Raw genomic sequence first — 26,092 nt, 5'->3', positions numbered from 1 at the left:
CACCACGTAGCAGCGGGTTTACCCCGCGTTTTTGTGTTTAATGACCTAGGCCTGACGCGATATAAAATCGCTGCTACAGGATAGTAGTTGGCTTGTTTTTCCTCTTTCAGCGCAGTGTCTCTTTGCCCTCTTTGTGAATAAATCACTTAAAACATGTTTGCACAAAGAGAAGACAATGAGGGGTAATAAGAAAATATAAAAACAGGGGTTAGGTTTTACCATCCCCCCGTAGCTCGTAGCCCGAAACCCGCGTTCCAAACATAAAACGCGCTGCATAAAGCCGCGCCTGTAGGTCAGTCATCCAGAGCACTATTTGTGGGTTGATAAGCGCCATTATCTAACGCATCAAAGTAGGCTTGATAACGGCCGCTTTGTTTAAATTTAAGTAATTGCCGATTAAAAATTTCAAGCCGCTGTTTACTGTGTTTGTTATTTTTAGGGAACATCACAAAGCTTTTATTGATTAATAGTGGCCTTGGGTGATGCACAATGGCATTTTTTATTGTAGGTAGTTGACCTGCCAATATGTGATAGCCTACGCTTTGCTCTTCGGCAAAGGCATCAATGCGGCCCATAGCTAAACGCTGAAAATTTTGCTCTGTTGTACTTACACGCGACATATCGAACAAGCCTTCATCAGCTGCTTTATCAAACTCTTTGCCGTAACTATAGGCAAGCCCACCTCCTAGTAATAAGCCTTTTAAATCGTTTAGATTTTGCCAATCAAAAGGGCGTTGTTTATGATAAAAAAATACAAAACGCTCGTTTAACACTGGCTCACTGTAAAAATAATCCTCAGCACGTTGTTGTTCAAACATCCATACGGCAGTGGCTGCGTATTTATCATTAATGGTGTCGTGGTAAGCACGCGGCCACGGTAAAAAGGTAAAGTTAACTTTAATGTTAGCTTGTGCAAATATATCGGTAATTAAATGCGCAACCACGCCTTTGTGAGGCAGCGATTCGCTTAAAAAAGGCGGCCATTCGCCTGAACTTATATTTAAAGCAGCATGGTGATTAGCCGCTTTGCTTGAGGGTTGTATTGCTTCAATTGCGTGCGTGTAATGACTGGTAAAAGCCATCAGCAAGAAAGATGCGATATAGATACGGTATCTTACTTTAGCTGATAACATAACATTCATGTGTATAAGTCTCTCCTTTTATTAAATATACCCTTTTTGGATATAAAGCGGCTTTGAATGCTGCTTAAAAAATAAACTATTTTAAAGGCTTTAACTGAATCTAAGCTTAAGGGCTATACCGTCGGTTTACAGACTTATTTTAAGTATTTTTATGTTACCGCGTTATTCTTTTGTTTGCATTTTTTTTGCGCGTTCTTCTGCATCGATGAGTGCTTGTGATTTAGGCGCGCGTTTTTTTTCTTCTATTTTTGGTTTTTGTGGTGAATTTGGATCCCAGCTTTCATCAAGCGATAAATTAGCAAATGGATTGCTGCTTTGTGGTGAGTTATCGCGCGTACTTGGCTCTTCAGGGGCAACCTTTACTTGCCCTGCCGTTACCGGTGTTTTTTTAGTAGGTAGTGGCGCGTCGGGATCGAAAGTGCGTACTTCTGGCTCTTTAAAGTCGTGTTCAGTGGTTGAGCTTAATGATGAACGCTGCGTTTTTGCAGGATGAAAATCAGCTTGTGGCTGATGGGGTGCAATGGGTTTAGGTGCGCTGTTTGAAAGCTTTATAGGCGCTTCATGTTGACCCTTTTTGATTGGCTGATTTATAGGATTACGCTGTATTTTGCTTTGTTTGGCTTCGGGGTCAAAATCTCTTACTTGTGGCTCGGCAAACTCTGTTGCATTTTTTATCCGCTCTAAAGTTGCTTTAGCAGCTGCTTCAAACTCTGCCGTGTTAGGCTCCGACTTTATTTTCACTGTATTAACTCGACGAGAATCAGGCTCTTTACCCTTGCTTTCGACGGCTGGGTTTTGCAGATCAGAGCCAGTCACCATCGGCTCAGTAACAACACTGTGAGTTTGATCATTGTCGTGACTTGGGGGCATTTGCAATGGTATGCCAGTATCAGCCACTTGTTTATTTTGCTTAATATTGCGCAGGCGCATTAATACCACAACCGTAATTACCACAATTAACAATAGTGCCACACTTGGTAATACTAGCGAGATTATATTAGCCCCTTTGGGAATAGAAGAGGCAATAACGGCTGTTTGCTCGCTGGTATTTATAGTGATAGGTACGGCGGTTTGTGCAGGCTCAACGGTGGCTTTTTTTACCTTTGGTTGCGTATTTTCCTCAGTGTTTGATAATTCACTGGCCGGTATTTTGCTGGGCTGTGCATTTTTTTCAGAAGCGCCGCTTTGTGCAGCCGCAGCTGTTACATTGACTTGTGACTCATTAGGTGCTGTTGTGGTTGATGCTACTGAGGCATTTTTTTTAGCTTGCTCTATAGTTTGAGTGGCGCTTTGTTCGATTACATTATTTTGGGGTGCAGTTGCACTTTGCTCAGTTGCAGCGTCTGGCAACGTTGGCTGTAAAGTGGGTTCTATTTGTTGTGGTTTTACAACCTCCGGGGTCGATTGTTCAATAACCGGCTGCGTTTTAGGCTTTGCTACTGGCAAAGTGCGTGCCGCTTGCGGAACACTGCAGTTTTTTTCAAAGTCTCGCGCAGCATTACGGTATTTACGGCTGGCTTTATTATTGCTGTGTTGCTGCATTTCTTGTTTTATAAGAATACACATAGCTTCGTTATAAGCGGCACTGCTGGCACTATAAAACAAAGCAAAACAAAAAAGTAAGCAACTCAGTAACGGTTTCATAAAACTCAAAAGCGGTTAAGCATCAATGCACTAATTTTAAGCGTAAAGTAAAAAATTATCTAGGGCTTAGCAATTTCGCGCGCTAAGCCTAAATTAGTCAATTACCATTAAGCTTCGGTACTCGTCGTAAGCAAATTGGTCGGTCATACCGCTAATGTAGTCTTGAATTAACCGACAGCGATAATAAAATTCATAGGCGGCAAAATGATCGGGCTCTTCTTGCATCGCATTTATGGCATGCTGATAGCTACTTAAATGCTTTTTAGAGAGCTTTTTAACGAGTCTCGATTCTATTAATAAGCGGTTGTCGCCATGCAATGCACGTTTAAAGTCATCGCTACTCAAAAGCAGCAAAGGTTTATAGCAATCGAGTAGGCCATTAATAATACGGTAGCCTTGCAGTTCGAGTTTTTCGACTTCTTTGTGCGAAAATACATGCTCAAGCGCGACTTGTTTGAGCGCTTGGGTTGCTGCATGCAGGTAGCTGCGATCTTCTAATAATGCATGGTTAAAGTCGCCATGATAAATTGGCTCTATGTTTTCAATAAAGCGCTTTGCGGCATGGTTTACTAGCGGGTGCAGTAATGACACGCGTAAATAAATAAAAAACTCACTATTAAAATTAAAGGGCTGTGCTTGTGCCCGTTCTATGGCGTAGTTTATGGCGTCGTCCACAAAGCTTTGGTGTTGAGTGTCGTTAAGAGCAAGGTTAATTAATGCTTTTTGATACTGCTTTTTTAGTTGCTCGCATAATAACTGTGTGGTGATAATGTCTTTTTCTACCGCATCTTCTATGTCAGCCAAGCAATAAGAAATATCGTCAGCGGCTTCCATTATGTAACTGGCTGGGTGGCGGCAATTCGGCTCCATTTTGAGCTCAGTTTGCAGTGCCTCTACAAAGCTTTTTTCACTGTAGTAGTAGCCCACTTTTTTCATAATGTAGTTTTTATTTTGTGGGATATCTTGCTTCGCTAAGCTGGCAGGGCGGGTGTACTTTAAAATTGCCGCACTTTGGCTGTAGGTTAAATTTAGGCTCAGCAATGAGTGAATAATACGTATGCCTTGGGCGTTGCCTTCAAAACTGCAAATATCTTGCGCTAAATGTTTAAAAATAACGCCTATACTGCTATTGGCTGTTTGGCAACGCTCAGGCGTAATACTGGCCAAGTTAGCATTAAACCAATTATTAATGGCGGCCTCGCCAAAGTGACCAAATGGCGGGTTACCAATATCGTGCATTAGGCAGGCCATTTCTACTAGGGTTTCTAGCGGGCGTTCTAAGCCTGATAAACCATATTCTTTTTGCTGTTGGTAATTTAAGTTGGCAAAAACACGCTGCACAATAAATCGACCAACTTGTTGTACTTCTAATGAGTGAGTAAGGCGCGAGCGCACGGCTGCATTGCGTTCAAGCGGAAATACTTGGGTTTTTTGTTGCAGCCGACGAATGGCTGCACTATTAATAATTCGGCCACGATCGCTCTCAAGCGCCATTTGTAAATTGGCCGTCGTGCGCTGCATACGCGCTGGGGTGATTTTGCTGCTGAAGTCGATCATGGCAATCCTTTAATTTTGCACGTTGGGCTCTTATTAAGTGCACAGTTATATTTTTTAGTGAGCCATCTTTAATCTATCAGCATGTATCATAAAGTAACAACTTGCTTTAGTATTATTTTTTATAAAATTAACATACATCTATAGGTGTTTAAAATGAAGTTGTGGATCACAAAGGCAGTCTGTTTTTGCCTTTTATTAGGGATGAGTAATGCGTTTGCAGCCAAAGAGCAAACTGTAGTGATGATTTCAATTGATGGCTTGCGTTGGGATTATATTGAAAAGCACGGTGCACCCAATTTAAAAGCAATGGCTGAGCAAGGGGTTAGAGCGCAAAAAATGCAGCCTGTTTATCCTACTAAAACGTTTCCAAATCATATTTCGGTGATTACTGGTTTACTACCCGTTAACCACGGTATTGTTGACAATAAATTTTGTGACAAAGCGCGCAATAATGAATGCTACAGCATGGGAAAAGGCCAAAAAGACAGTACTTGGGTGCGTGGTACTCCATTTTGGAATTTAGTAAAAATGCATGGGCTGAAATCGGCGGTGTATTTTTGGCCTGAGTCGGATGCGCGCTTTAATGGTATGACGCCTGATTACTATTTTCATTATTCTAAACAAGGTGATTACCAAGACAGAATTGACCAAATTGTACAATGGTTAAGTTTGCCTCAAGCGCAGCGCCCACGCTTTGTAGCCAGTTACTTTTCGCTGGTTGATAGTATGGGGCATGAGTTTGGCCCAGATGCAGTACAAACACGTGACGCTGTTCATAAGTTAGACGCCTTAATGGGGCAATTACGTACTCGCTTGAGCAAATTATCTCAGGATATAAACTTAGTAATTGTTTCTGATCATGGCATGGCACAGGTTGATCCTGAGCAAAGCATTATTGTTAGCAGTTTACCTAAAGATGATAATTTTATTATTGTAAATACCGGTCCTCGTTTACTTATTTATACTAAAAGCGATGCTAAAAATGCAGATATTGACGCGTATAAAGCACGCTTACAAAAAGCGGCTAAGGGGCGTTATAGTGTTTTAAGTAGCGAGCAGCTTGAAGGCTACCATTATAATAGTGGGAGCCGAGTGGGTGATATTGTGGTGCAAACCAATGCGCCTGCGGTATTTAGTAACGGTACTAAAGCGCCGTACTTAGGAACGCATGGCTATGCCTATACCGATGATATGGCAGCAACATTTATTGCTACCGGGCCGGCGTTTAAAAAAGGGGTGAGCATTGAACGAGTGAATAATTTAGATATTTACCCTGTGCTTGCTAAGGTGATGGGTTTAAAGCTAATGAGTAAAGTGGATAGCGATGGCAAAGCGTTAATGCCTGCTATTAAATAAAAAAATAGCAGTGCATTAATTAGCTGCGCATTTTTAGGCTTTTAACTTACTCTATTTGTTAATGACTAATAGTACTGCTAAATCCGTTTTCATCACTTTGCAGGGTAAGTGTAAAGTGGTGGCGATCGCAAATAGCTTTTACAGTGGCAAGGCCTAATCCAAAGCCGTCTTTTTGCCTTGCAAGGTCGCTTCTGTAAAAGCGTTTGGTTAACTGGCTTAGCTGTTGTTTATTTACCCCTTTACCGTTATCGCTAATTTTTATACTGCTTTTAGAAAGCGTTATTGTAATTTTAGCGTGGTTACCTGCATATTTAATGGCGTTTTGTAGCAAGTTATAACATGCTTGAAACAGTAAGTTTTTGTCTCCTTCAAAAATAGGCTCGTGGTTTTTATGCAGTATTATGTGCTGCTGGTTTTGCTCTGCTGTGGGTTCAAGAATATCTATTATGTCGCTCATTAAAGTAAAGCCATTAACGGGCTCTAATTTTAGTGGAAATTGCCCATGTTCTAAACGTGTTAGCTTTAGCATGGCATCAAAGGTATGTAATACGCTTTCTAATTGCTCTATTGCTATGCCTAGGCTTGGTTGCTTAATGGCTTCATTTTCTAAATGTAAACGCAAGCGGGTTAGCGGGTTTTTTAAATCGTGGGCAATGTTGTCGGTAATCCCTTGTACTAAAGCAAAGTTTTCTTCAATGCTTTGTAGCATGGTATTGATATGCTTGGCTAAAGTAACAAATTCATCACCTTTTTGTTTATGCACTACTCGCGCCGATAAATCGCCTTTTTGTACTTGCTCGGCCACGTTATTAAAATAATTTACGCGGCGTAAATGTTGTCTAGCAAATATATAACCAAATACACATGTGAGTACTAAACTAAGTAAACACGCCCATGTAGCAATGGTTTTAAACTCTGTAATTAAGCGACTTAAATGCTCAGTAGCTGTAGCAATAACTACTTTGCCGTGTTTTGTTTTTACTATGCCTGTGGTTAATAAGCGTATTTGGCCGCGCTGCGTATCGAGTACTGGAAACTCAACGGTTTTTGGTAGTTTAGGTATATCGTTTGGAAAAAAGCTCAACCCTTGGCTTTGAGTTTCGTCGTTTTGCCAAAAAATTAAAATATCGCCTTCGTTTCTAAAAACATTAAGTTGCTTAAAAAACGAGGCTTTATCAAATTTATTAGCTAGCCCCTCTATACGCACTTGCTCGGCGTTTAACTGCCTTTCTACTTGGCGTGTTTGCTCTCCAAGTAATAACTGATAAATAAGCACAATACATAAAACCAATACCACAGAGGTAATGGTCGCAAAGGCGAGGGTTAAGCGCCAAACCGAGCTTACCCGTGGGTTAAATTGCCACCATAATGAATGCTTGTTATTCATTGGCGTGCGCTTTTTGTAAGCGGTAGCCTACACCTCGTATAGTTTCGATGTTTACATGGGCGTTATGCTGTAAAAGTTTTTTACGAAGCCTAGCAATATGTACATCAATTACGTTGGTGCCTGGGTCAAAATGGTATTCCCACACTGATTCAAACAATAAGGTACGAGTAACTAATTTACTTTGATGTTCTAACAAAAAGTGTAATAACTTAAATTCTTTTGGTTGTAAGTTTAGCGGTTTTCCGTTTATTTGAGCTTTGTAGTGGCGAAAATCTAGGCTTACATTTTCAAATTCTACGGTGGTTGTTTTTTGCGTGGATTGCGAAGGACGTTTTATGAGTTTTTCTACTCTTATTGCAAGCTCAGAAAACGCAAAAGGTTTGGTAAGGTAATCATCTCCACCGGCTTTTAAACCTGTAACTCTTTCATCTACTTTATCAAGTGCTGAAAGTATAAGTACGGGAGTGTTTTTACCGGTTGCTCTAAGTGCTGCTAGTACTTGTAGTCCATCGAGTTTTGGTAACATACGGTCAAGTATTATTATGTCGTGTTCTTCGCAGGTAGCCATAAGCAATGCTTGTTGGCCGTCGGCTGCAGTATCTACAGTGTAGCCTTGTTCGTTAAATGCTTTATATAAAAATTCGCGATTTTGTTTATCATCTTCGACTAAAAGCAGCTTCATTAATTACCCCATTGCAGCAGAGGTAAGTTTTTACCTGTGGCTAAATCAATGGCTTTTTTGTGTCTGCCTTTTTCTGTAATAAATGTAGCAACTAGATAGGTTATGCCAGTATCTTGCTCTAATTGCGACTCTAATAAGTAATATGGTGGGGCTGGGCTTATTGATTTTACCAGTTGATGCATGCGGTAGTTTTTTTGCTTCATTATCTTGGCTGCGGCTACTTCGTCTTCTTCGTCAAGTTCTGGCTGTTCGTATTCTTGTTCAATTACTTTACCTTGTGCGTTAACGATTAACTCAATAAAGCGTTTATTTTGCTCATCAAATAAAGTCACTTCGTAAACTGTAATGCCTTTTTCAAACTCAAGTTCAAATTCCACAATTACACCTTGATTGGCATACTTGGTTTCTATTTTATTTAAAATACTTTGAGCCGAAGGAGCTTTAGCTGTATTAAGCTTATTAAATATGGCAGGGTTACTTGCTTGGCAAAATGCGCTAACAAAAAGGGTCGCGCTTAATAAAATATATTTCATAAATAGGCTCTTGTGGCTTGAACGTTATTTTAATGCAAATTAGTTTATCAAATAAACTTAAGGACATGTTTAACTTTAGTAGGGCATGTTACCGCGAAAGGCAAACAGGCCCTTTGCAAAGTCAAATATAACTTATTGTATTTAATCGTCTAGTACGCAGGCTCTTGCTTGGTTAGTGTTTACCCACTGGCACTCAAGTTCTACGTATTGGTTTGTAAATTGCGATAGAGAGCTATCTTCACTTATGTAGCCCCATATTTCAGCTTGGTTATTTGTATTTAATGTAACATTGCCTTTTAAGTGTAGCGTGCTGGTGTTTTCTTCAATTTCGGCCTCAGTAATAAGAGCTTGGCTGTTGTTGTAAGTGCCTTCAAGCTCCAACCATTGCCCGTTTAGAGTTTGTGCAGTTAAGCCATCTTCGTAACGTGTTTGATTAGTAAGCGTAAAGTTATTGCCATTTATAGTAGCGATGTTGTCGCTAACCGAGACCTGCCCTGATACTGAAAACGTATAATTTGTTACGGTAGACTCGGTGTTACTACTGTCAAATTCAATATTTGTGGCTAACAATTGGTTGTTATTTTGTTGCCACTGAGCGTCTACTTCAACCCATTGGCCGGTGATTAAATTAGTGGCTGTGCCATCTTCAAATTGAGTTTGATCATTAATAGCAACTTGCCATTTTGAGTTGATAGTTATTAGTGTTTCATCGTTATTTACAAAGGTGATTACGCCTTCAAGCTCTGTTTGCGTGTCATCATTAAAATTAAGGTTTTGCTCGGCATCTACCTCTGTTGCAATAATATGCCCTTCATTTAAAACACCTTCTACCTCTACAAACTGGCCGTTATTTAACGCACCTTCTACCTCGGCTTGTTGGTAGTTAATGAGTAGGTTACCTAAATTAAAAGTGCCAGATTGTGTGTTTAAATTACTTATATTTCCTAGTAATTCAAGTTCTTCTTGACTGTTACTAATTACTGCTTGGTAAGTCATTGTAATGCTATTCGTTGAGTCGATGTATCCGCTTACTTCAAGTAATTCACCTTGGCTAAAGTTTGTGTTTTGAGCATTATTTAAAGTAATGCCTGCAATGCTTAGGGTATCGCCATCAATATACACTGGGCCTTTTAATAGCGGATCGTATTCTATTTCAGTTGCTTGCGAGCCGTTGGTTTCTACTTCAATGTACATACCTACTTTTATGTCTGAAAGGCTGGCGTTGTTGCCATCTAGCTCTACCTTGGCAGAGCTTGCAGGCACTGTGTGGCTGTTTATGGTAATTGCATTACTTGTGACTTCAGATACTTGGCCAATAATAACGCTTGGAAAGTTATTAACCTTAGAAATGACATTAGTTTTATTACTTGATGAGCTGCTGCCACATGCACACAACGCAAGTGAAATTGCAGATAAAGAAATGAGTTTAACAGTACTTTTAATTAGTGAATTATTCATAGCTTACTCCTAGTTATTTATATGGGGTAAGTGTACTTATTACCAAATATTGTAAAGGTGGACGTAACATTAAATTTTGTTAATGTTTAAACTAAATAACCTGAACTCTGGATAATAAATCTATCTCAAGCAGCTATTTTCAGCGCTAACTGCGTTGAATTTACTTGCAATAGGCTAGCTATTGACGCGTAATTTCGCCTTGTTTTCACTGGAAATCTCTGGCTAGAGAAAAATAAACATAAATATTATTTTTGATTCAATACGTTAGTAAATCTCTTAACCAGAGTTCAGGTTAAATAAAAAAGAGCGCAAATACGCTCTAAGGGGAAATAATTAAAAAATAGGCTGTAGGCTCACTTTAGTTACTGTTTGCGTTACTTATTTAAAGTTAGCAATACTTATTTTTGTATCGGTTACAGTACGAATACCATATGCTTGGTTGGTCATACCAAATGGAATGCTGTTTACGCTTCAATTTGGGTTTGAGAAATAATCGTACTGAGTTGCACTACCAAACACATGTGGGGAGGCCATAATACTGGCAAATTCATTTTGTACACCGTGGCCCATGCCATCAACATATACGCCACCGCTTGTATCGCCTTGCTTAAGAGAATGCGCTAAACCTTGGTTATGACCCAGTTCATGTACGAACGTTGTTGCTCCACAATCAACGGCTGTTATTGAATACATACGGTTGCTCATTGAGCTGTATAAATTGCCATTCGTACCTTGACCAACCCATGCTAGTAATTGTTAAGTTTTATCTTAAAAAAGAATTAGATCAAATTTAAATTGCAACCATAAAGTGGCAATTGCTTTTTTATAACTTATTGTAAGTATTTACTTTACCTTTTTTAGGTATTTTTTGGGTTTAATAGGATGGTTTTTTTGTAGTAATGGCGCACCCTGTGGCATGTTTTTTAAATCACACCGATTTTGACAAGTAAAACTGACCAATAAAATTTTTTAGTAACGTGCTCATTTTTCATTATTCAAAGGGCTAATTGCAAAGTATAAATAGGCAAAGTATGTTGTATCGTTAAACACCTATTAAAAGAGGGAATTATGGCAGGGACTGATCAGTTACTTAGTCGAATTATGGCAGGACTTGTTGCGGTCATTATTGGTTTTTCAAGTTCTATTGCATTGATTTATCAAGTGGTGATCACCTTAGGTGGTACACCTGAACTTGTGGCAAGCTGGATATTAATGCTGGGGCTAGTAATGGGCGGTACCTCTATTGTGCTGTCGTTTTATTATAAGGTGCCCATTTTAATTGCATGGTCGACCACCGGTGCAGCATTACTGATCTCAAGTGCCCAGGGCTACAACTTACATGAAGCGATAGGCGCATTTATGCTATCAGCCTTATTGGTGCTGGTGTCTGGCATTACCGGTTGGTTTGAAAAAATCATGAACCGTATTCCCAGTGAACTGGCCTGTGCTATGTTAGCGGGGGTATTAGTCACATTTGGTATTGATGTATTTAATTTTATGAACGACATGCCATTGGTGATTGGTTTAATGGTGGTGGTGTACTTTATTGGCAAGCGCTTTTTTGCTCGTTTTGCAATGCTAAGTGTATTGTTAGCGGGTATATTTTTAGCCTGGTATATGGGAAATATCGATACCAGCACCGTGCAGTGGCAGGCAAGCAGCTTTGCTTATATTGCACCAAGCTTTAGTTTGCAGGCATTTGTAAGTATAAGTATTCCTTTATATATAGTCACTATGACCTCACAAAACTTACCCGGTTTCGCTATTTTGAAAGCGCATAATTATAAGGCGCCTATATCATCGTCATTAACTGTGACCGGGTTAATAAATTGTGTGACGGCTCCCTTTGGTACCTATTCTATTAATCTAGCAGCCATAACAGCGGCTATTTGTATGAGCGAAGAGGCCGATAAAGACCCTGATAAGCGTTATTGGGCAAGTATTGCTGGTGGCGTGTTTTACATAATTATGGCGTTATGTGCGGCTATGTTAGTGGCAATTGTGGCAAGCCTGCCACAGGCCTTAGTATTGGCGCTGGCGGGTATTGCTTTGTTTGGCACTATTGCCAATAGTTTGCAGCAGTCTTTGCATAGTGCTGAATATACTGAAGCAGCCATTATTACTTTTTTAGTCACGGCCTCAGATTTAACTTTATGGTCGGTGGGCTCTGCCTGTTGGGGAATAATTGCCGGAGCAATCACATTAATAGTGACACGTAATCGCTAGGTTTAGGGAAGCTATTAGGTGCGGGGTTCGGGTGTCGAGCAACGGGTTTGGCACTGTGCGCGCGAGGTAAACTCCCACCTACCGTCAACCATCGCGCTTGGCTAGTCTCTGCCTGAAACCTGATCCCTAACACCTGCTCTTTGCTGCCTTTAAAGCATAGGTTTTAACACATCAAACATGGCGTCGATGTGATCGTCACGGTCGTTAAGCGCTGCTATATAACGGTATTTTTCGCCGCCGGCTTCTTCAAAAATCTCTCGGTTTTCACCTTCTAATTCTTCAAGTGTTTCTAGGCAGTCGGCGCTAAAGGCAGGGCTGATAATAGCCACATCTTTAATTCCTTTGCTAGGTAAGCTCTCAAGAGTTGCATCTGTGTAAGGTTTTAACCATTCAGCTTTACCAAAACGGCTTTGGAAAGTAGTGATCACTTTGTCTTTATCTAGGCCTAGCTTTTCTACCACTAAACGCGTGGTTTGTTGGCATAGGCAGTAATAGGGGTCGCCATTATCTAAAAACTGTTTAGGCATACCATGATATGAAAACACCATTTTTTGTGGCATGCCGTGTTTTTCTAAATCTTCGCTAATGCTGTTAGCAAGCGACTCTAGGTAGGTTAGGTTTTTGTGATACCCATTTACAAAGTGTAGCTCTGGCACCCAGCGCCATTTTTTTAATACATTTGCCACGGCATCAAATGTTGAGCCTGTGGTTGGACTTGAATATTGTGGGTAAAGTGGTAACACAATAATACGGGTTAAGCCTTTATCTCTGAGCTCTTCAAGGCCCGCTTCGATTGATGGATTACCATAGCGCATCGCCATAACCACTTCGGTGTTGGTATAGCCGTGCTGTTTTAATAAGGCATTTAATTTAATGCTTTGTTGGCGTGTAATGTGGGTCAGTGGCGAGCCATTTTCGGTCCATATGCTTTTATACAATTTAGCTGAGCGTTTTGGGCGAATACGCAAAATGATGCCATGGAGAATTATCATCCACACTATACGTGGTATTTCTACAATACGCGGATCTGACAAAAACTCACGTAAGTAAACACGTAACGCGCTTGCTGTGGGGGCATCGGGGCTACCTAAGTTGGTTAATAAAATACCTGTTTTTTGGTTAAAACGCCCGTCGTGGGGATTATCGGTAACGGCAGAAAATCGCGACACTGTGTGCTCCTTCAAGCAATATATTTGAAAGTAACTATTATGGCTTAGTATAACGAATAAAAGAGTATTTTAGATCAATCATTTAGCCGTTTTAACCATAATTCTAAACGGAGTTGGCTTTTTGGCTTCGAGTTGTTCTAGCTTAACAATCGATTTCGTATTGAAAATATGTCCTTTAGGCAAAAGCATAATACCTGTATGGCTGTGCAGTGAGTTTGCCAATGTCATATTTTCTTTGAGTTCTTGTGCGCTCATCACCTTTATTGAACCAATAGAGCTGTCAGAGGCGATGAGTTTAGCGTGGCTGGCTTCAAGTGCATCGACAATACGCGGATGATATAAGCTGCCACTGTTTGATTTAATACTATTGAGTGCAAATTGATGGCGTTGTTTTGTTGTAAGTAACGGCTCACTTTGCTCGTAACCCTCCCCAATAGTCACGAGCAACACTAAACACCATAGCACCAATAGGCTGGTTTTATGGCTTTAAACTTCACCTCATCATGAATGATGAAGGGGGTTATTAGCTGTAAAAGTGACAGCTGGGAATGTTGATGATAGACAGCTGGGAATGTTGATGATAGACAGCCGATATTAGATATGGTCGATAAGGTTACAGGTAGTTTATACGCAGATAAAGGTTATGTATCTGCAAACCTAAAAGCGGAACTTGCTGAGCAAGGGATTGATTTTATTACAGGTCAACGACGTAATATGAAACGTCAGCCAATATCATCTTGGGATAGAGCGATGTTATCAACGCGTTTCATCATTGAAACAGTGTTCGACCAGCTGAAAAATATGGCTCAAATAGACCACACAAGGCACCGCAGCGGCATCTCATTTATGGTTAATTTAATGGCTGGATTAATTGCCTATACTTTTCAGGCTAAAAAGCCGAGTATAAAAGTGACTCGGCTTTAATTCTTATGCAGATCTGAGGTTAATTATGCATAAAATCTCAATGTTAACATTGTATTAACCTTAGGTGGTGTGATATTAAATTGCAACTTTGGTTGTATTTTGAGCTTTTATAGGTGTTATTTTCCTGTTTTTAAAGCTATTTGCATTCTTATGCTAATTTTATCAAATTTCTGTTTCTTTTTGTTTGTGTATGTTGCTAGGATGTTAGCAATGGGATGCAGGAATATACCCCACACATATTATAAGAATACACAAAACAGGGTCATCATTATGTCAACATATCGTTTAAACACCTTGGCAGTAGCGGTTGCTTTTGCTTTCAGTGCACCAAGTGTGGTTAATGCACAAGAAGCGCCTGCTCAAGCTGAAAAGAATATCGAGCAAATATCTGTGTTAGGGTCGCGAGTTTCTAACCGAACAGCAACAGAGTCGTCATCACCTATTGATTTAATTGACGCGGATGATTTAAACAAAGGCGGCTTTACCGAGCTTGGGCAAAGCTTGCAAGCGACAGCGCCATCGTTTAACTTTTCTCGTACACAAGTTTCTGACGGTTCCGATTTATTTCGCCCAGCAACATTACGCGGTTTACAGCCAGATCAAACGCTGGTTTTAGTCAACGGTAAGCGCCGCCATAATCAATCTATTTTTGGTTTAACTAGTACCGTGGGCGGTGGCTCTGCGGGGACTGATATGAATGCGATCCCGCTTATTGCCTTAAAAGGGGTTGAGGTTTTACGTGATGGTGCGGCGGCGCAGTACGGCTCAGATGCGATTGCGGGGGTTATCAATTTATCACTTAATAACTCAACAGATTTAACCACAGGTTATGTGCAATACGGTAAAACGGCAGAAGGCGATGGGGAAACAATTTCTGCAGGTTTAAATCGTGGTTTTGAACTAGGCAACGAAGGTGGTTTTATTAATTTATCGCTTGAGTACCGCGATGCAGATAAAACCAATCGTGCCGAGCGAGATACTGGAGGTTCGCTTAATGTCGCACCAGGTACTTTATCGGACGAAGTTCGTTGGGGGCAAGGTAATGCAGAGAGTGAATTTACTTCGGTATTTTACAATATGACATTGCCAATAAGTGAGGGTGAGCTTTATTCATTTGGTGGTTACTCCGAGCGTACTGCACTAGGTAACGGCTTTTATCGTAACTTTAATGAAGCATCTAAAAACGTAATTCAAGTCTATAGCGATGGATTTTTACCGCAAATAGACAATGAAGCACAGGATATCTCTGTTTCAATTGGTTTTAGAGGCGATATTAACCCTGATTGGAATTACGATGTATCGGCGGTATATGGTGAAAACCAATACGACTTTACATCACGCAATACATTAAATGCCTCTTATGCTGCTGAGTATTTATTTAATAACCCAGGTGCAAGTGATGCCGATATTGCTGCAAATGCAGGACCAACTGAGGGGTATTCGGGTGGCTTTAGGTTTGACCAAACAACATTCAACGCGGATGTGAACGGGATTGTTGATATTGGCCGCAGTGAGCCTGTGTACGTATCAATTGGTGCTGAATACCGTAAAGAAAACTATGAAATTGTACCCGGTGAAGAAGCCTCATACGCGTGTGGCGCTGCTAACACAGATACTTCATACCCATCAGTGAACGATCCGAATCAATTTGCACAATGTGGTTTTCAAGCCTACAACGGCCTTCGCCCTGAAGCATCAAATAAAAGTGATCGCGATAGCTACGCCGTTTATATTGACGCAGAAACCATGGTTACCGATGCGTGGAATGTTAGCGGAGCACTTCGTTACGAAGATTTCTCTAATGCGGGTGACGACATAATTGGTAAAGTAGCCACGCGTTATGAATTTAACGATGATTTTGCGGTACGTGGTGCGTTATCAACAGGTTTTAGAGCGCCATCATTACAGCAAAGCGGTTACACTGCGTTTACCACTAACTTAGGTTCTGACGGCACGTTAAGCCAGTCGTTTACAGCAACAACAGGCTCTGCCTTTCCAGCTGCATTAGGCGTTGATAACTTAAAGCTTGAAACATCAACGAACTACAGTGCAGGCTTTGTTTATGATGTAACGAGCGATTTATCGTTAACTGTGGATTTTTACCGTGTAGAAATTGAAGACCGTATTACACTGGGCAGCTTGTTATCGGCTGATGATGTGGCATTTAGTCCTGATGCAGTTGCCGCGCTACAGGCAACGGGTGCAGTACAAGCGAACTACTTTTCAAACTCAGTGAATTCAACAACGCAGGGTGTTGACATTATTACGTCCTACCGTACCGATTTATATGGCGGTAATTTCTCTGCTACGTTTGCTGGTAATTTAAATGAAACTAAAATTGACAGTGTTAATGCAGCACCGGGTATTCCTGAAAATGTAGCACTTGATGATATTCAAAGTAGTTTTTTAACTGATGGGCAGCCGGGCGAACGCGCAACGCTAACGTTTGATTATGAGCGTGACGCGTATAGCTCAATGATCCGCTTTAATTACTTTGGCGAAACCGATGTGAAGTACTTTGGTAATGACCATATTGAACTTGCAACAGATGGCTCATTTAAAGCAACCAGTACGGTAGAATCAGCCGTATTAGTGGATTTAAATGTAAGTTATCAAATTAACGATATGTTTGCGTTATCGGTAGGTGCAGACAATGTATTTGATGAAACACCGGATGAATTAGGCGATGATGAAGTATTAAACGCTATTTCAAATGGGGCATTTAAATACCCTTTACGTGCCGTACCATACGGTTTTGATGGCCGTAGTTACTATGCAAAAGTAAGCTTTAGTTTTTAATTTTATAAGCTAAATAGGCGCCGTTATAAACGGCGCTTTTTTTATGGCTAAAATATATTTAACCTGAACTCTGGATAATAAATCTATCTCAAGCAGCTATTTACAGCGCTAACTACGTTGAATTTACTTGCAATAGGCGAGCTATTGACGCGTAATTTCGCCTTGTTTTCACTGGAAATCTCTGGCTAGAGAAAATAAACATAAATATCAATTTTGATTCAATACGTTAGTAAATCTCTTAACCAAAGTTCAGGTTATTTAAAACAGCATTAAAAATGATTGCATGCTTGAAAATTAAGCATACAATCGCCATCAATAACATGGTGGGGTATGTATCCCTCGTTATACTCATTTTATTAATAGGAAAAAATAAATGGCGAAAAAAAGCAAAGCAAAAGCGGTTAACAAATCCGCAGTAGACACTGGGCGCGGCGTGATAAAACACAACGCATTGGCAGCACTGGTAACCTCTAAAGTATTTAAACCGCAAGTGGTTAAAGCCAAAAAAGGCAAAGGCTCGTTTAAACGCAGTAACAAACATGCAGGACAAGAGTCCTATTTAATCGCGGCTTAAATAGCACCGATCAAATAGGGCTTTTGTTGCGAGTTGGCTAAGTGTTTGCTGAAATAAGGCGGGCTTCGGGCTTCGGGCTTCGGGCTACGGGCTACGAGTCACGAGCAGCGAACACAACCTAGCGCCTTTAGCCTTTTCTTTCAGCGCTGCGTCTCATAACCTTTTTGTAAAAGTTTTATTAAAACCTATTTGAACACAGAGAAGACAACGGGCTTCGAGCGACGAGTAGCGAGCTTTACAAACAGCCTGATATCAGCCCTGAACCTAGCGCCTGCTCTTTTAGCGCAGCGTCTCTTTGCCCTCTTTGTGAATAATTTACTAAACCCTATTTGAACACAGAGAAGAAAATGAGGAGTAATGAGAAAATATAAAAACAGGAATGCTTCCCCCTTAGCTCGTAGCCCGCTATCAAAACATGAAGGGCGCGGTAGGTTTTAAACCTATCGCGCCTTTTTATTATTTAACTAGCATCCAAATACCGGCTGCTATCATAAATAGGTTTTCGGTTAGTGAGATAAAGCCAAGCGGTACATTGCTATCGCCGCCAACACAGGCACATTTAAGTTCGCGTTTGTCTATATACACGGCTTTAATCACGGATATTGCCCCGACACTACCAATAAACAAAGAGATAGGTGCAACCAAGTAAACTGGAAGTGCTGCAATCATGGCCACGCCAACAAAAGCTTCTAAAAATGGGTAAACATAGGCATAGGGGATCACTTTCATGGCGAGTAAATCGTAAGTGATAAAGGAATTCGAAAAACTGTTTAAATCTTGCAGCTTTTGAATGGCAAGTACCGCCATGGTTAACGCAACAAATAACTCAAGCGTATACATGCTTAATCCTGCACCGCTCAACGAAAAGGCTAAACTTAGCAACAAGGTAACCGCGAAAATAGCAATGACCGGCGTATACGTTGTGCCTTGTTGGCCTGCAGGGGATTTATTAAAGTATTCTCTGAGTTCATCATAACCACCGATACGCTCATCATCTATAAATGTTTGTGGTGTTGTTTTTACACCGTATTTTTGTTTGAAGGTATCGGTATCGGCTCTTGAGGTGAGTAAATGATCGTCTACTTCAACGCCTTGACGTTCAAGTAAATCTTTAGATTTTAAACCAAATGGGCAAATATGTTCATCGGTTGCCATTCTATACAATTGGGCTGACTTGGCCATATTTTACTCCTGTATATTTATACCAATTTGCAATAATACTTAATCATTTTGAGGGGGTAGAACAGACGTTAAAAACGTCTCATTTAGAACAACTCAATAACGAAATTTTTTGCCTTGCTATCGACACGATTTTCCTCCCTCAAAATAGCTCAGTTAATTAAGCGAATTGGTATTAGAGAGGTTAACTGAGTTATATAACCTTGAAAGATCAACAGACCCTAAGTGTAAAATTTACAACATGTGCCGTTTTATTGTTAATAAACTCAGTGGTACAGACTATGCGTTCAAAAATTAGGCCGCTTTTGCTGCTTTAAGCGCTGAAGGGGGACTTGCAGCGCGTGCCAGCTAATTAATTATAAAGCTATAGGAGGGGCTGTTGAATCTCTGACTACCAGTTCTGGTGTGTATAGTTTAATAATATCGCGGTCATTGGTGCCTTTAGGCGGCGCTAATTTGCCTGATGTTTTACTGCTGATTGCCTTTTTAGGCTTTGCAAACGCGATTGTTTGGCCTGCGGTGTTCCCACTAGCGTTATCAGGATTGGGTAAACTTACTAGTACTGGTTCTGCGCTTTTAATTATGGGGGCCACTGAGTGGCTTTACCTCGTTACAAACAGGCTACTCGGTGTTGTTACCTTGTTATCTATTCATATTATTTTATGCCGTGAAAGGCCATAAAATAAAAAAGCAATAACCTCCACCAGCTATCCCTAGCTCAGTGCACTTTGCAGTATAAAGTGCACTGATTATTTGGGTTATTTATCAGCTTAATCGCGTTACTTTAAGTTTTATCCTACCGGCATTTGCACCATAAAAACGACTTAAATCATTAGCAAATGGGCAAAACTCTCCCGATTTTTTAATGGTTATTTCAACGCCTTCGGCAATTTCAAAGGCGTGTTCATCGCTTTGGCCAATCGTGCCGATTAAACTAAACCACTGCGCTGTAGCTAAACGTCTAAATGGCTCAAGTAATGCCATGGGGATTTCTTTAACGCCGAGCTGCACGTTATCGCGATGCCACCCAGAAGGAGAGCACTTTATACCATCGTCATACCAATATTGATTAGGATAAGGTGTAAAACGGTAGGTCGCACCTTGGGCAAGCATTAAGCCGGTGGCGTTGTAGGCTTCACTGGCATATACCATCACATCTTGGCTTTGGTTTATGCTAAGTAAACTCATATTTTGGTTGCCTAGCATTATATGGGCACTGAGTCCCATAAAGTTTAACGTGCTGTCGTCGCTGTAAATCATTTTATAATGTAAGTTTTTTAACGATTCGGGACGATAGCTGGTTAGTTTATTAATTCGCTGTGCAACACTGTGATGTATTAATGGGGCGGCGTGGCTGATTTCATCGTCAATTAATACACAGCACTGCCTATCAACAAGTTTAAAAAATGGGTTTAGCCAAAAGTAATTTTGCTGATGACTTAACGCCAGGGGATCGGGAATAACAGTCACATCGTCTTGGGCAACCAAGTTACTCTCAGGTAAAAGGTTTTCGTAATCGATGTCATGACTGGTTAGCAATGAAACTGACAGTGGCTGAGCGATGAGCCACTCAAGTGCATAACGCAAGCAAATATCGGCAAGTCCATCGCGATAGTAGCCGCCTCCCACATCGGAATGGGCTCCTGCAAACCACAGCTCGGTAATGTTAGCTTGCTGGTTCATTAAGGTCGGTTCAAAGGCGCGACGTTTTTCATCAAGCGCTACACAGTGCAGCGCCTCAGAGACATTACTGGCAATGGTGTGATTTTCAAAAATAACATGCTCTGCACCCCAAGTGGCTTTACTCACCTTTGACATGCCAATTGAGGCCACTGTATCAAACACACATAAATACACCTTTTCATGTATGAGAGGCTCTAAGCACTTTGCAAATCGCCGCGCTAATGCAGCGCCTCGGCTAAAACCGGTAAGTAACACAGTATCGCCGCTTTGATAATGCTGTTTAAAATCATTAATAGCTTGATTTAAAATGCTGGCTACATCGTCTGAACGTGGGGCGAGTGCTTGATTTAAAATTCGTTTTAAACGACTACCTTTAGTGCCTATGCCTTGATAATAAAAACTTAACTGTTTGGAAAATGGGGTGGTGGGAGAATCATCAAGTTTACCACCGAGCAATAAGTGTAGTTTTAAAATATTAGAAATACTGGCGTCTTCTTTAAAATGCTCTGTACTAAACTGATCTGCGTCTCGGGGTTCACTGCCGGTACCATCAAAATTAAAAATAAGCGTTTTATCCGACATAGCCTGTTTCCTTAAAATTTTTGTGTACTTTATATAGCTAATATTAAAAATTAAAGACAGTGGTAATTTAAATTACCACTGTCTTTAATTTTGGCTAGTGCAGCTTCATTTTAGGACGCACAACACGCAGCACTTTTTCGCTGAGCCACAAAGCAAAGGTTTTGGCACTGCCATGAATAGCGCGCTGATGCATTCTATATAATGAAATATACATAAAGCGGGCAATTTTACCTTCAATAAAAAAGCTATTACTGGTTAGGTTACCCATTAAGCTGCCTACTGTGCTGTAGCGCGATAAATTAACCAGTGAGCCATGGTCGTTATACTCGAATTTTTTAAGGGGCTGCTCACGTAATGTGGCGATTAAGTTTTTTTCAACGCATTGTGCCATTTGATGTGCCGATTGTGCGCGTGGCGGCACTTGCGTACCATCATCTTGCGTAAACGCGCAGCAATCACCGAGCACATATATTTGTGGGTCAAGGTTGCTTTGTAAGTACTCGTTTACTTTTATTTGGTTATTACGAGTCAGCTCAAAAATACCCAGCTCTTTAATAAAGTCAGGTGCTTTTACGCCCGCCGCCCACACCATAATATCCGCATTTATTTGCTCATCATCATTGGTGATAAAGCCATGTTCGGTTGCCTGTTTAACTTGGGTGTTTTCTCGTACGGTGACGCCTAATCTTAATAACTCACGCTTGGCCGAACTGGCAATTCGCTCAGACAGCGCCGGAAGAATCCTGGGACCCGCTTCAATCAGATGAATATGTAAACGCTTAGCCGACATATTGGTTAAACCGTATATTTTTAGTAAATCAGAAACATGATACAGCTCAGCCGAGAGCTCAACCCCAGTTGCTCCACCGCCAACAATGGCGATATTTAATGAGTGTAATGGGTCATCGTCTTGATGAAGGCGAGTAAAGTTATCCAGCAGCGCGTGTTGGAAGCGCTCTGCTTGTTGATTTGAATCTAGGTAAAAACAATGCTCTTTAATGCCTGGCGTATTAAAGTCGTTACTCACACTGCCAATAGCAATAACTAAATGATCATAGTGAACAGTGCGTTTAGGTAAAATTTGATGCCCTAACTCGTCATATAGAGGGCTTAAGGTGATGGTTTTATTGTTGTTATCGAGGTTGCAAAAGGTACCAAGTTGAAAGTTATAGTGATGTTTGGCAGCATGCGCGGAGTAAACAACCCCATCTAAATCGGCATCAATAGACCCAGTTGCAACCTCGTGCAATAACGGTTTCCATATATGAGTGCGATTTTTATCGATGAGTAATATATTTGCGTGTTGCTTCTTTCCTAATTTGTGCCCTAATTGAGTTGCTAGCTCCAGCCCACCAGCGCCACCGCCGATGATGACGATTTTTGGTATGGTTATATCCATGACAATGCCCTTAAAAATAATATACCGAAGCAATTTCTGTACGTTGATTTTTAAAATGACTTGGGTATCAAAAAATTATTTTGGCAAAGCACGTTTTTATGGGGCTATAGTGTGCGCCTAATTAAAGGATATGTCAGCAATAAATCACGTCATTTGATGTATACTGATATGCAAATATTTCATCTACTGCGCATTTACAGCATTTATGGGCACCGACATAAAAAGGACGCTTTTATGAGTACCTCGCTAGTTCAGTCTCTTGAGCAACATTTTGGTTTTAATCAGTTTAGAGCAGGGCAACAACAGACCATAGAGCAGCTGCTAAATGGCCAATCATCACTGGCAATATTTCCTACAGGATCGGGTAAGTCGTTGTGCTATCAACTCACAGCCTTACATTTACCGCATTTAACGCTGGTGGTATCGCCGTTATTGGCCTTGATGAAAGATCAAATTAGCTTTTTAAATAGCAAAGGCATCTATGCCGCCAGCCTCGACTCAAGCCAAGACCAAATGCAAAGTAGCACTGTAATGAACGACGTACGAAGTGGTAAAGTTAAAGTGTTAATGGTGTCGGTTGAGCGCTTTAAAAACGAACGCTTTAGGGAGTTTATAAGCCAAGTGGCGCTTTCTATGTTGGTTGTTGACGAAGCGCATTGTATATCTGAATGGGGGCATAACTTTAGACCCGATTACCTAAAACTACCTCGTTACCGTGAAGAGCTAAATATTCCGTTAGTGCTACTATTAACCGCTACCGCCACTAAAAAAGTAAAACGCGATATGGCCGAGCGCTTTGCTATTGAGCCACAATGTATTGTGCAAACGGGGTTTTATCGCGCTAATTTAGATTTAAATGTGCTAAGTGTTAAAACGGCGGATAAAAACAATGAGCTTACTAAAATTGTCCGTGCGCAAACCGGCCCCGGTATTGTGTATGTCACGCTGCAGCAAAGTGCTGAGCAAGTGGCTAATATGCTCAGCGTACAGGGCCTACAAGCAGTGGCGTATCATGCAGGGCTTGAAGACACCCTACGCGGGCAAATTCAAGACGATTTTATGGCGGGTAAAATAAATGTGGTGGTTGCTACCATTGCCTTTGGTATGGGGGTTGATAAATCAGACATACGCTTTGTAATTCACTACGATTTACCTAAATCAATAGAAAACTACAGCCAAGAAATTGGCCGCGCAGGGCGTGACGGCAACCCATCAAATTGTTATACCCTGGCTAATTTAGATGGCTTAAATACAGTAGAAAACTTTATTTACGGCGATACTCCAGAGCTCAGCGGTATTGAATATGTTATTAACGATATTCGCCAAGCTCAACAGCAATGGGAAATGCAAGAATATAGCCTTTCAAGCGAGAGTAATATTCGCCAGCTTGCCCTTAAAACCTTGCTGGTACAGCTTGAAATGCAAGGCGCAATAACGCCGCAGTATGCCTATTATGCCGATTTTAAGTATAAATTTTTGGTTGATAAAAATGAGTTACTTAGTCAGTTTGATGAGCAGCGCCAAGCTTTTTTAACACAAATATTTAGTCATACCGACTTTAAAAAAATATGGGGTACACTTAATTTTGACTCCCTAACGCAAGCCGCGCAGGTTGACCGTAAACGTGTGGTAGCCGCGCTTGATTATTTGGCTGAAAAAAACCTTATCACGCTTGAAACCAAACGTATTACTCAAGTGTACAAAGTGCATAGCGAGGTGATTAATAACCCTGCACTTGCCCAGCAGTTACACGATTATTTTACCGATAAAGAGCAAGCTGAAATAAAACGGATTGCTGCTTTGGTGCGCTTTTTTGAGCTGCAATCTTGCTTAAGCTATAACTTAGCCCGTTATTTTGATGATGCGAATGCGCCACAGCAATGTGGACATTGCTCGGTGTGCCGTGGGGATTCGGTTAAGCTTGAATATTCAATCACCCCTGCAAAGATTGATACAGCGCTTATATGCCAAAAGGTCGATGAGTTTTTAGCCCACATGGCAACTAAAGGTGTGCACAATGTGGGCATTGAAACCCAATGCCGGTTTTTAGCGGGAATGAGTGTGCCACTGTTTGCGCGCAATAAAGTGCGCCAACTAAGTGGTTTTGCACTGTGCGAGCAGATGCGTTACAGCGAAATTAAAGCGACATTACTCGCTCGTTAATGCAATTGGTCGTAGTTCCTGTATCATAGTGGCTTATCCTAAAAAGTAAGCCACTATGCCGCATACCGTTATTTCTGTTAAAAATATAAACTCAGCGCCAGAGCCCGTAACCTGTGCTAATTGCCAAGCATGTTGCTGCCAATTAGAAGTACGCATAGTGACCGACACTGGAGTGCCATTTAATTTTATTGCCTATGATAAATGGGGCAGTGAAGTAATGAAACGCGCTGATGATGGCTGGTGCGAAGCACTCGATCGTAACACGCTAATGTGCTCTATTTACGAAAACCGCCCATTAGTGTGTCGCGAGTTTGAAATGGCATCGGGTGAGTGTATTACTGAGCGAGAGTTAGCGGGTATTTAATGCGGGCTAATTAATTAACCCGCGTTAATGTTTGTTAACCAATAGAGAGTTGCGCGCTAGGGTATCTTAGCTTTTTAGTGCGTGGACTTGCTAAAAAATAGGCGATAGTAAGCGGACCTATTCTGCCCATGAACATTAAAAACATAATAATAAACTCTCCCAGTGGTGATAGCGAGGATGTTAAAAAACGCTGACGAGTGGGAAATTATGAAACAGCATACCACTAAGGGTTGGGAAATTCTCAAAGGGACAGCTAATCCTGTTATTGATATGGCTGCAAACATTGCGATTGATCATCACGAGCGTTGGGATGGAGCCGGTTATCCGCACGCAAAAAAACAGCAAGAAATCAGTTTAGAGGGACGAATTACTGCGATTGCTGATGTGTTTGATGCGTTATGTTGTCGCCGTTGTTATAAAGAGCCTTGGAGTATAGATGACGCAAAAGCGGAAATAATTAAAGGTGCAGGTAATCATTTTGATCCAAACTTAATTGCACTTTTTGAAACACATTTTAATGATTTTAAAAAAATTTATCTTGATAGACCTGAATAGAAAAGCGGGTATCGCTTTGACTGTGAAACCACAATCAAAGCGAAAGGTAAGTTAGTCGTACTTGGCTTCTAACTCGTTAGCGGTATGAAATTTTTCATGAGATTGTAATTGCTCATCGTATTTAACCAGATTTTTAAAGTGCTCTAGTTGGTCTGCATTTTTAACGATTTCAACAATAAACGACATCATAAAATCGGCACCGGTTAGGGTTTCGCCCACTAAATAACGTTTGCCTTCAAGACGGCTGTTAAAGTAGCTAATCACTTTAGCGGTTTCAGCATCAGCATAGCCTTCTAAAAACTGGGTTTTAGCGCCATCTTTTTGCACAAACATTTTAAGTAAAAGCGGTAAAATTGCTGAGCTTTCTGCAAAGTGTAACCATTGCTGGTAGTCAACGTAATCAGGGGTGCCTGCTTTTGGGGCAAATTTACCTTTGCCATATTTAGTGATCAAGTAATCTGTGATAGCGCCAGACTCGGCAATCACTAAGCCGTCGTCTTCTATAACTGGCGATTTACCCAGCGGATGCACATTTTTAAGCTCATCAGGGGCTAAAAAAGTCTCAGTGTTACGTTGGTAAGCAACAATTTCGTAATCGACCTCAAGCTCTTCTAATAACCAAATAATACGTTTAGAGCGAGATTTATTTAAATGGTGTAGTTTAATCATTTTCTTCCTTATTGTGCTGTGTTGAATTACAACACAGCCTGAATGTT

At 40.8% G+C, this 26,092-nt stretch carries 20 protein-coding genes and 4 pseudogenes; 10 read left to right on the top strand and 14 right to left on the bottom strand.

Translation table 11 applies throughout. From position 1 onward, the window contains the following. Nucleotides 1-293 precede the first annotated feature (293 nt). The 3 genes from MTN97_RS02080 to dgt form a co-directional block, all read right to left on the bottom strand. Nucleotides 294-1,142 (bottom strand): substrate-binding periplasmic protein, encoded by an 849-nt coding sequence (locus MTN97_RS02080; protein ID WP_248473562.1) that lies wholly within the window; start codon nt 1,140-1,142, stop codon nt 294-296. Between the two features lie 162 nt (nt 1,143-1,304). Next, nucleotides 1,305-2,786 (bottom strand): hypothetical protein, encoded by a 1,482-nt coding sequence (locus tag MTN97_RS02075; RefSeq protein WP_248473561.1) that lies wholly within the window; start codon nt 2,784-2,786, stop codon nt 1,305-1,307. Nucleotides 2,787-2,879: 93 nt separating this feature from the next. Next, on the bottom strand, nt 2,880-4,343 hold the full coding sequence (gene dgt / locus MTN97_RS02070) for a dGTPase (protein WP_248473560.1): 1,464 nt from the start codon (nt 4,341-4,343) through the stop codon (nt 2,880-2,882). A gap of 153 nt (nt 4,344-4,496) precedes the next feature. Here dgt and MTN97_RS02065 point away from each other — a divergent pair. Next, nucleotides 4,497-5,718 (top strand): annotated as a pseudogene (locus tag MTN97_RS02065) (alkaline phosphatase family protein). A gap of 39 nt (nt 5,719-5,757) precedes the next feature. Here the strand turns inward: MTN97_RS02065 and MTN97_RS02060 are convergent. The 5 genes and pseudogenes from MTN97_RS02060 to MTN97_RS02040 all read right to left on the bottom strand — a co-directional run. Then, nucleotides 5,758-7,086 (bottom strand): sensor histidine kinase, encoded by a 1,329-nt coding sequence (locus tag MTN97_RS02060; RefSeq protein WP_248473558.1) that lies wholly within the window; start codon nt 7,084-7,086, stop codon nt 5,758-5,760. Beyond that, complete coding sequence (locus MTN97_RS02055) at nt 7,079-7,768, bottom strand: response regulator transcription factor (RefSeq protein WP_138627733.1); 690 nt, start codon at nt 7,766-7,768, stop codon at nt 7,079-7,081. The genes MTN97_RS02060 and MTN97_RS02055 overlap by 8 nt, the downstream gene beginning before the upstream one ends. Next, complete coding sequence (locus MTN97_RS02050; RefSeq protein WP_248473557.1) at nt 7,768-8,301, bottom strand: PepSY domain-containing protein; 534 nt, start codon at nt 8,299-8,301, stop codon at nt 7,768-7,770. The genes MTN97_RS02055 and MTN97_RS02050 overlap by 1 nt, the downstream gene beginning before the upstream one ends. Nucleotides 8,302-8,442: 141 nt before the next feature. Beyond that, nucleotides 8,443-9,759, bottom strand: a complete 1,317-nt coding sequence (locus MTN97_RS02045; RefSeq protein WP_248473556.1) for a DUF5666 domain-containing protein — start codon at nt 9,757-9,759, stop codon at nt 8,443-8,445. Between the two features lie 378 nt (nt 9,760-10,137). Then, a pseudogene (locus MTN97_RS02040) lies at nt 10,138-10,509 on the bottom strand (M12 family metallo-peptidase); the annotation flags it as partial. A gap of 318 nt (nt 10,510-10,827) precedes the next feature. On the opposite strand from MTN97_RS02040, the gene MTN97_RS02035 reads away from it, so the two are divergent. Next, nucleotides 10,828-11,985, top strand: a complete 1,158-nt coding sequence (locus tag MTN97_RS02035; RefSeq protein ID WP_248473555.1) for a benzoate/H(+) symporter BenE family transporter — start codon at nt 10,828-10,830, stop codon at nt 11,983-11,985. Between the two features lie 149 nt (nt 11,986-12,134). Here MTN97_RS02035 and hemH read toward each other — a convergent pair whose 3' ends face one another. Beyond that, nucleotides 12,135-13,154 (bottom strand): ferrochelatase, encoded by a 1,020-nt coding sequence (hemH, locus tag MTN97_RS02030; protein ID WP_036983660.1) that lies wholly within the window; start codon nt 13,152-13,154, stop codon nt 12,135-12,137. Nucleotides 13,155-13,232: 78 nt separating this feature from the next. Beyond that, nucleotides 13,233-13,626: pseudogene (locus MTN97_RS02025) on the bottom strand (two-component system response regulator); the annotation flags it as partial. Between MTN97_RS02025 and MTN97_RS18070 the strand changes: the two are divergent. The 4 genes from MTN97_RS18070 to arfA all read left to right on the top strand — a co-directional run bounded on the left by MTN97_RS18070 (nt 13,613) and on the right by arfA (nt 17,451). Beyond that, the gene (locus MTN97_RS18070) at nt 13,613-13,681 is read left to right on the top strand and encodes a transposase (RefSeq protein WP_409418102.1); all 69 of its coding nucleotides are present in this window, start codon (nt 13,613-13,615) and stop codon (nt 13,679-13,681) included. The pseudogene MTN97_RS02025 and the gene MTN97_RS18070 overlap by 14 nt on opposite strands. A gap of 73 nt (nt 13,682-13,754) precedes the next feature. Next, nucleotides 13,755-14,078, top strand: a complete 324-nt coding sequence (locus MTN97_RS02020) for a transposase (RefSeq protein WP_282447284.1) — start codon at nt 13,755-13,757, stop codon at nt 14,076-14,078. 270 nt (nt 14,079-14,348) lie between these two features. Then, a complete protein-coding gene (locus MTN97_RS02015; RefSeq protein ID WP_248473554.1) occupies nt 14,349-16,877 on the top strand; it encodes a TonB-dependent receptor plug domain-containing protein in 2,529 nt (842 codons plus the stop codon). 373 nt (nt 16,878-17,250) lie between these two features. Beyond that, nucleotides 17,251-17,451, top strand: a complete 201-nt coding sequence (arfA, locus tag MTN97_RS02010) for an alternative ribosome rescue factor ArfA (protein ID WP_013462885.1) — start codon at nt 17,251-17,253, stop codon at nt 17,449-17,451. Between the two features lie 456 nt (nt 17,452-17,907). Here the strand turns inward: arfA and MTN97_RS02005 are convergent, their stop codons facing one another. Then, nucleotides 17,908-18,633 (bottom strand): MauE/DoxX family redox-associated membrane protein, encoded by a 726-nt coding sequence (locus MTN97_RS02005; protein WP_036983666.1) that lies wholly within the window; start codon nt 18,631-18,633, stop codon nt 17,908-17,910. A gap of 429 nt (nt 18,634-19,062) precedes the next feature. Between MTN97_RS02005 and MTN97_RS02000 the strand changes: the two are divergent. Continuing rightward, a pseudogene (locus tag MTN97_RS02000) lies at nt 19,063-19,327 on the top strand (glucose/galactose MFS transporter); the annotation flags it as partial. A gap of 68 nt (nt 19,328-19,395) precedes the next feature. On the opposite strand, the gene MTN97_RS01995 reads toward MTN97_RS02000, so the two are convergent. Beyond that, nucleotides 19,396-20,895 carry a DUF2235 domain-containing protein gene (locus MTN97_RS01995; protein WP_138627760.1) on the bottom strand — a complete coding sequence of 500 codons (1,500 nt, stop codon included), beginning with the start codon at nt 20,893-20,895 and terminating at the stop codon, nt 19,396-19,398. Between the two features lie 94 nt (nt 20,896-20,989). After that, a complete protein-coding gene (locus MTN97_RS01990; protein ID WP_138627464.1) occupies nt 20,990-22,294 on the bottom strand; it encodes an NAD(P)/FAD-dependent oxidoreductase in 1,305 nt (434 codons plus the stop codon). A 234-nt stretch (nt 22,295-22,528) separates the two neighbouring features. Here MTN97_RS01990 and MTN97_RS01985 point away from each other — a divergent pair, with 234 nt between their 5' ends. The 3 genes from MTN97_RS01985 to MTN97_RS01975 all read left to right on the top strand — a co-directional run bounded on the left by MTN97_RS01985 (nt 22,529) and on the right by MTN97_RS01975 (nt 25,376). After that, nucleotides 22,529-24,457: an ATP-dependent DNA helicase RecQ gene (locus tag MTN97_RS01985; protein ID WP_248473553.1), complete on the top strand. Its 1,929-nt coding sequence runs from the start codon at nt 22,529-22,531 to the stop codon at nt 24,455-24,457. 55 nt (nt 24,458-24,512) lie between these two features. Continuing rightward, nucleotides 24,513-24,821: a YkgJ family cysteine cluster protein gene (locus MTN97_RS01980; protein ID WP_076922970.1), complete on the top strand. Its 309-nt coding sequence runs from the start codon at nt 24,513-24,515 to the stop codon at nt 24,819-24,821. 177 nt (nt 24,822-24,998) lie between these two features. Then, nucleotides 24,999-25,376, top strand: coding sequence for an HD-GYP domain-containing protein (locus MTN97_RS01975; protein WP_248473552.1), 378 nt, complete (start codon nt 24,999-25,001; stop codon nt 25,374-25,376). A 51-nt stretch (nt 25,377-25,427) separates the two neighbouring features. Here the strand turns inward: MTN97_RS01975 and MTN97_RS01970 are convergent, their stop codons facing one another. Further along, nucleotides 25,428-26,045 (bottom strand): glutathione S-transferase family protein, encoded by a 618-nt coding sequence (locus MTN97_RS01970; RefSeq protein WP_248473551.1) that lies wholly within the window; start codon nt 26,043-26,045, stop codon nt 25,428-25,430. Nucleotides 26,046-26,092 lie beyond the last annotated feature (47 nt).

The sequence above is a fragment of the Pseudoalteromonas sp. 2CM36K genome (assembly GCF_023161865.1).
Classification (GTDB): Bacteria; Pseudomonadota; Gammaproteobacteria; order Enterobacterales; family Alteromonadaceae; genus Pseudoalteromonas; species Pseudoalteromonas tetraodonis.
The sequence above is the reverse complement of the archived record's forward strand: the minus strand, read 5'-3'. Positions and strand labels throughout refer to the sequence as shown.

Excerpts from the sequence above, each read along its gene's own strand:
- MTN97_RS02080 (WP_248473562.1), bottom strand. The coding sequence starts at position 1,142 with ATGAATGTTATGTTATCAGCTAAAGTAAGATACCGTATCTATATCGCA.
- MTN97_RS02075 (WP_248473561.1), bottom strand. The coding sequence starts at position 2,786 with ATGAAACCGTTACTGAGTTGCTTACTTTTTTGTTTTGCTTTGTTTTAT.
- dgt (WP_248473560.1), bottom strand. The coding sequence starts at position 4,343 with ATGATCGACTTCAGCAGCAAAATCACCCCAGCGCGTATGCAGCGCACG.
- MTN97_RS02060 (WP_248473558.1), bottom strand. The coding sequence starts at position 7,086 with ATGAATAACAAGCATTCATTATGGTGGCAATTTAACCCACGGGTAAGC.
- MTN97_RS02055 (WP_138627733.1), bottom strand. The coding sequence starts at position 7,768 with ATGAAGCTGCTTTTAGTCGAAGATGATAAACAAAATCGCGAATTTTTA.
- MTN97_RS02050 (WP_248473557.1), bottom strand. The coding sequence starts at position 8,301 with ATGAAATATATTTTATTAAGCGCGACCCTTTTTGTTAGCGCATTTTGC.
- MTN97_RS02045 (WP_248473556.1), bottom strand. The coding sequence starts at position 9,759 with ATGAATAATTCACTAATTAAAAGTACTGTTAAACTCATTTCTTTATCT.
- MTN97_RS02035 (WP_248473555.1), top strand. The coding sequence starts at position 10,828 with ATGGCAGGGACTGATCAGTTACTTAGTCGAATTATGGCAGGACTTGTT.
- MTN97_RS02020 (WP_282447284.1), top strand. The coding sequence starts at position 13,755 with ATGGTCGATAAGGTTACAGGTAGTTTATACGCAGATAAAGGTTATGTA.
- MTN97_RS02015 (WP_248473554.1), top strand. The coding sequence starts at position 14,349 with ATGTCAACATATCGTTTAAACACCTTGGCAGTAGCGGTTGCTTTTGCT.
- arfA (WP_013462885.1), top strand. The coding sequence starts at position 17,251 with ATGGCGAAAAAAAGCAAAGCAAAAGCGGTTAACAAATCCGCAGTAGAC.
- MTN97_RS02005 (WP_036983666.1), bottom strand. The coding sequence starts at position 18,633 with ATGGCCAAGTCAGCCCAATTGTATAGAATGGCAACCGATGAACATATT.
- MTN97_RS01995 (WP_138627760.1), bottom strand. The coding sequence starts at position 20,895 with ATGTCGGATAAAACGCTTATTTTTAATTTTGATGGTACCGGCAGTGAA.
- MTN97_RS01990 (WP_138627464.1), bottom strand. The coding sequence starts at position 22,294 with ATGGATATAACCATACCAAAAATCGTCATCATCGGCGGTGGCGCTGGT.
- MTN97_RS01985 (WP_248473553.1), top strand. The coding sequence starts at position 22,529 with ATGAGTACCTCGCTAGTTCAGTCTCTTGAGCAACATTTTGGTTTTAAT.
- MTN97_RS01980 (WP_076922970.1), top strand. The coding sequence starts at position 24,513 with ATGCCGCATACCGTTATTTCTGTTAAAAATATAAACTCAGCGCCAGAG.
- MTN97_RS01975 (WP_248473552.1), top strand. The coding sequence starts at position 24,999 with ATGTTAAAAAACGCTGACGAGTGGGAAATTATGAAACAGCATACCACT.
- MTN97_RS01970 (WP_248473551.1), bottom strand. The coding sequence starts at position 26,045 with ATGATTAAACTACACCATTTAAATAAATCTCGCTCTAAACGTATTATT.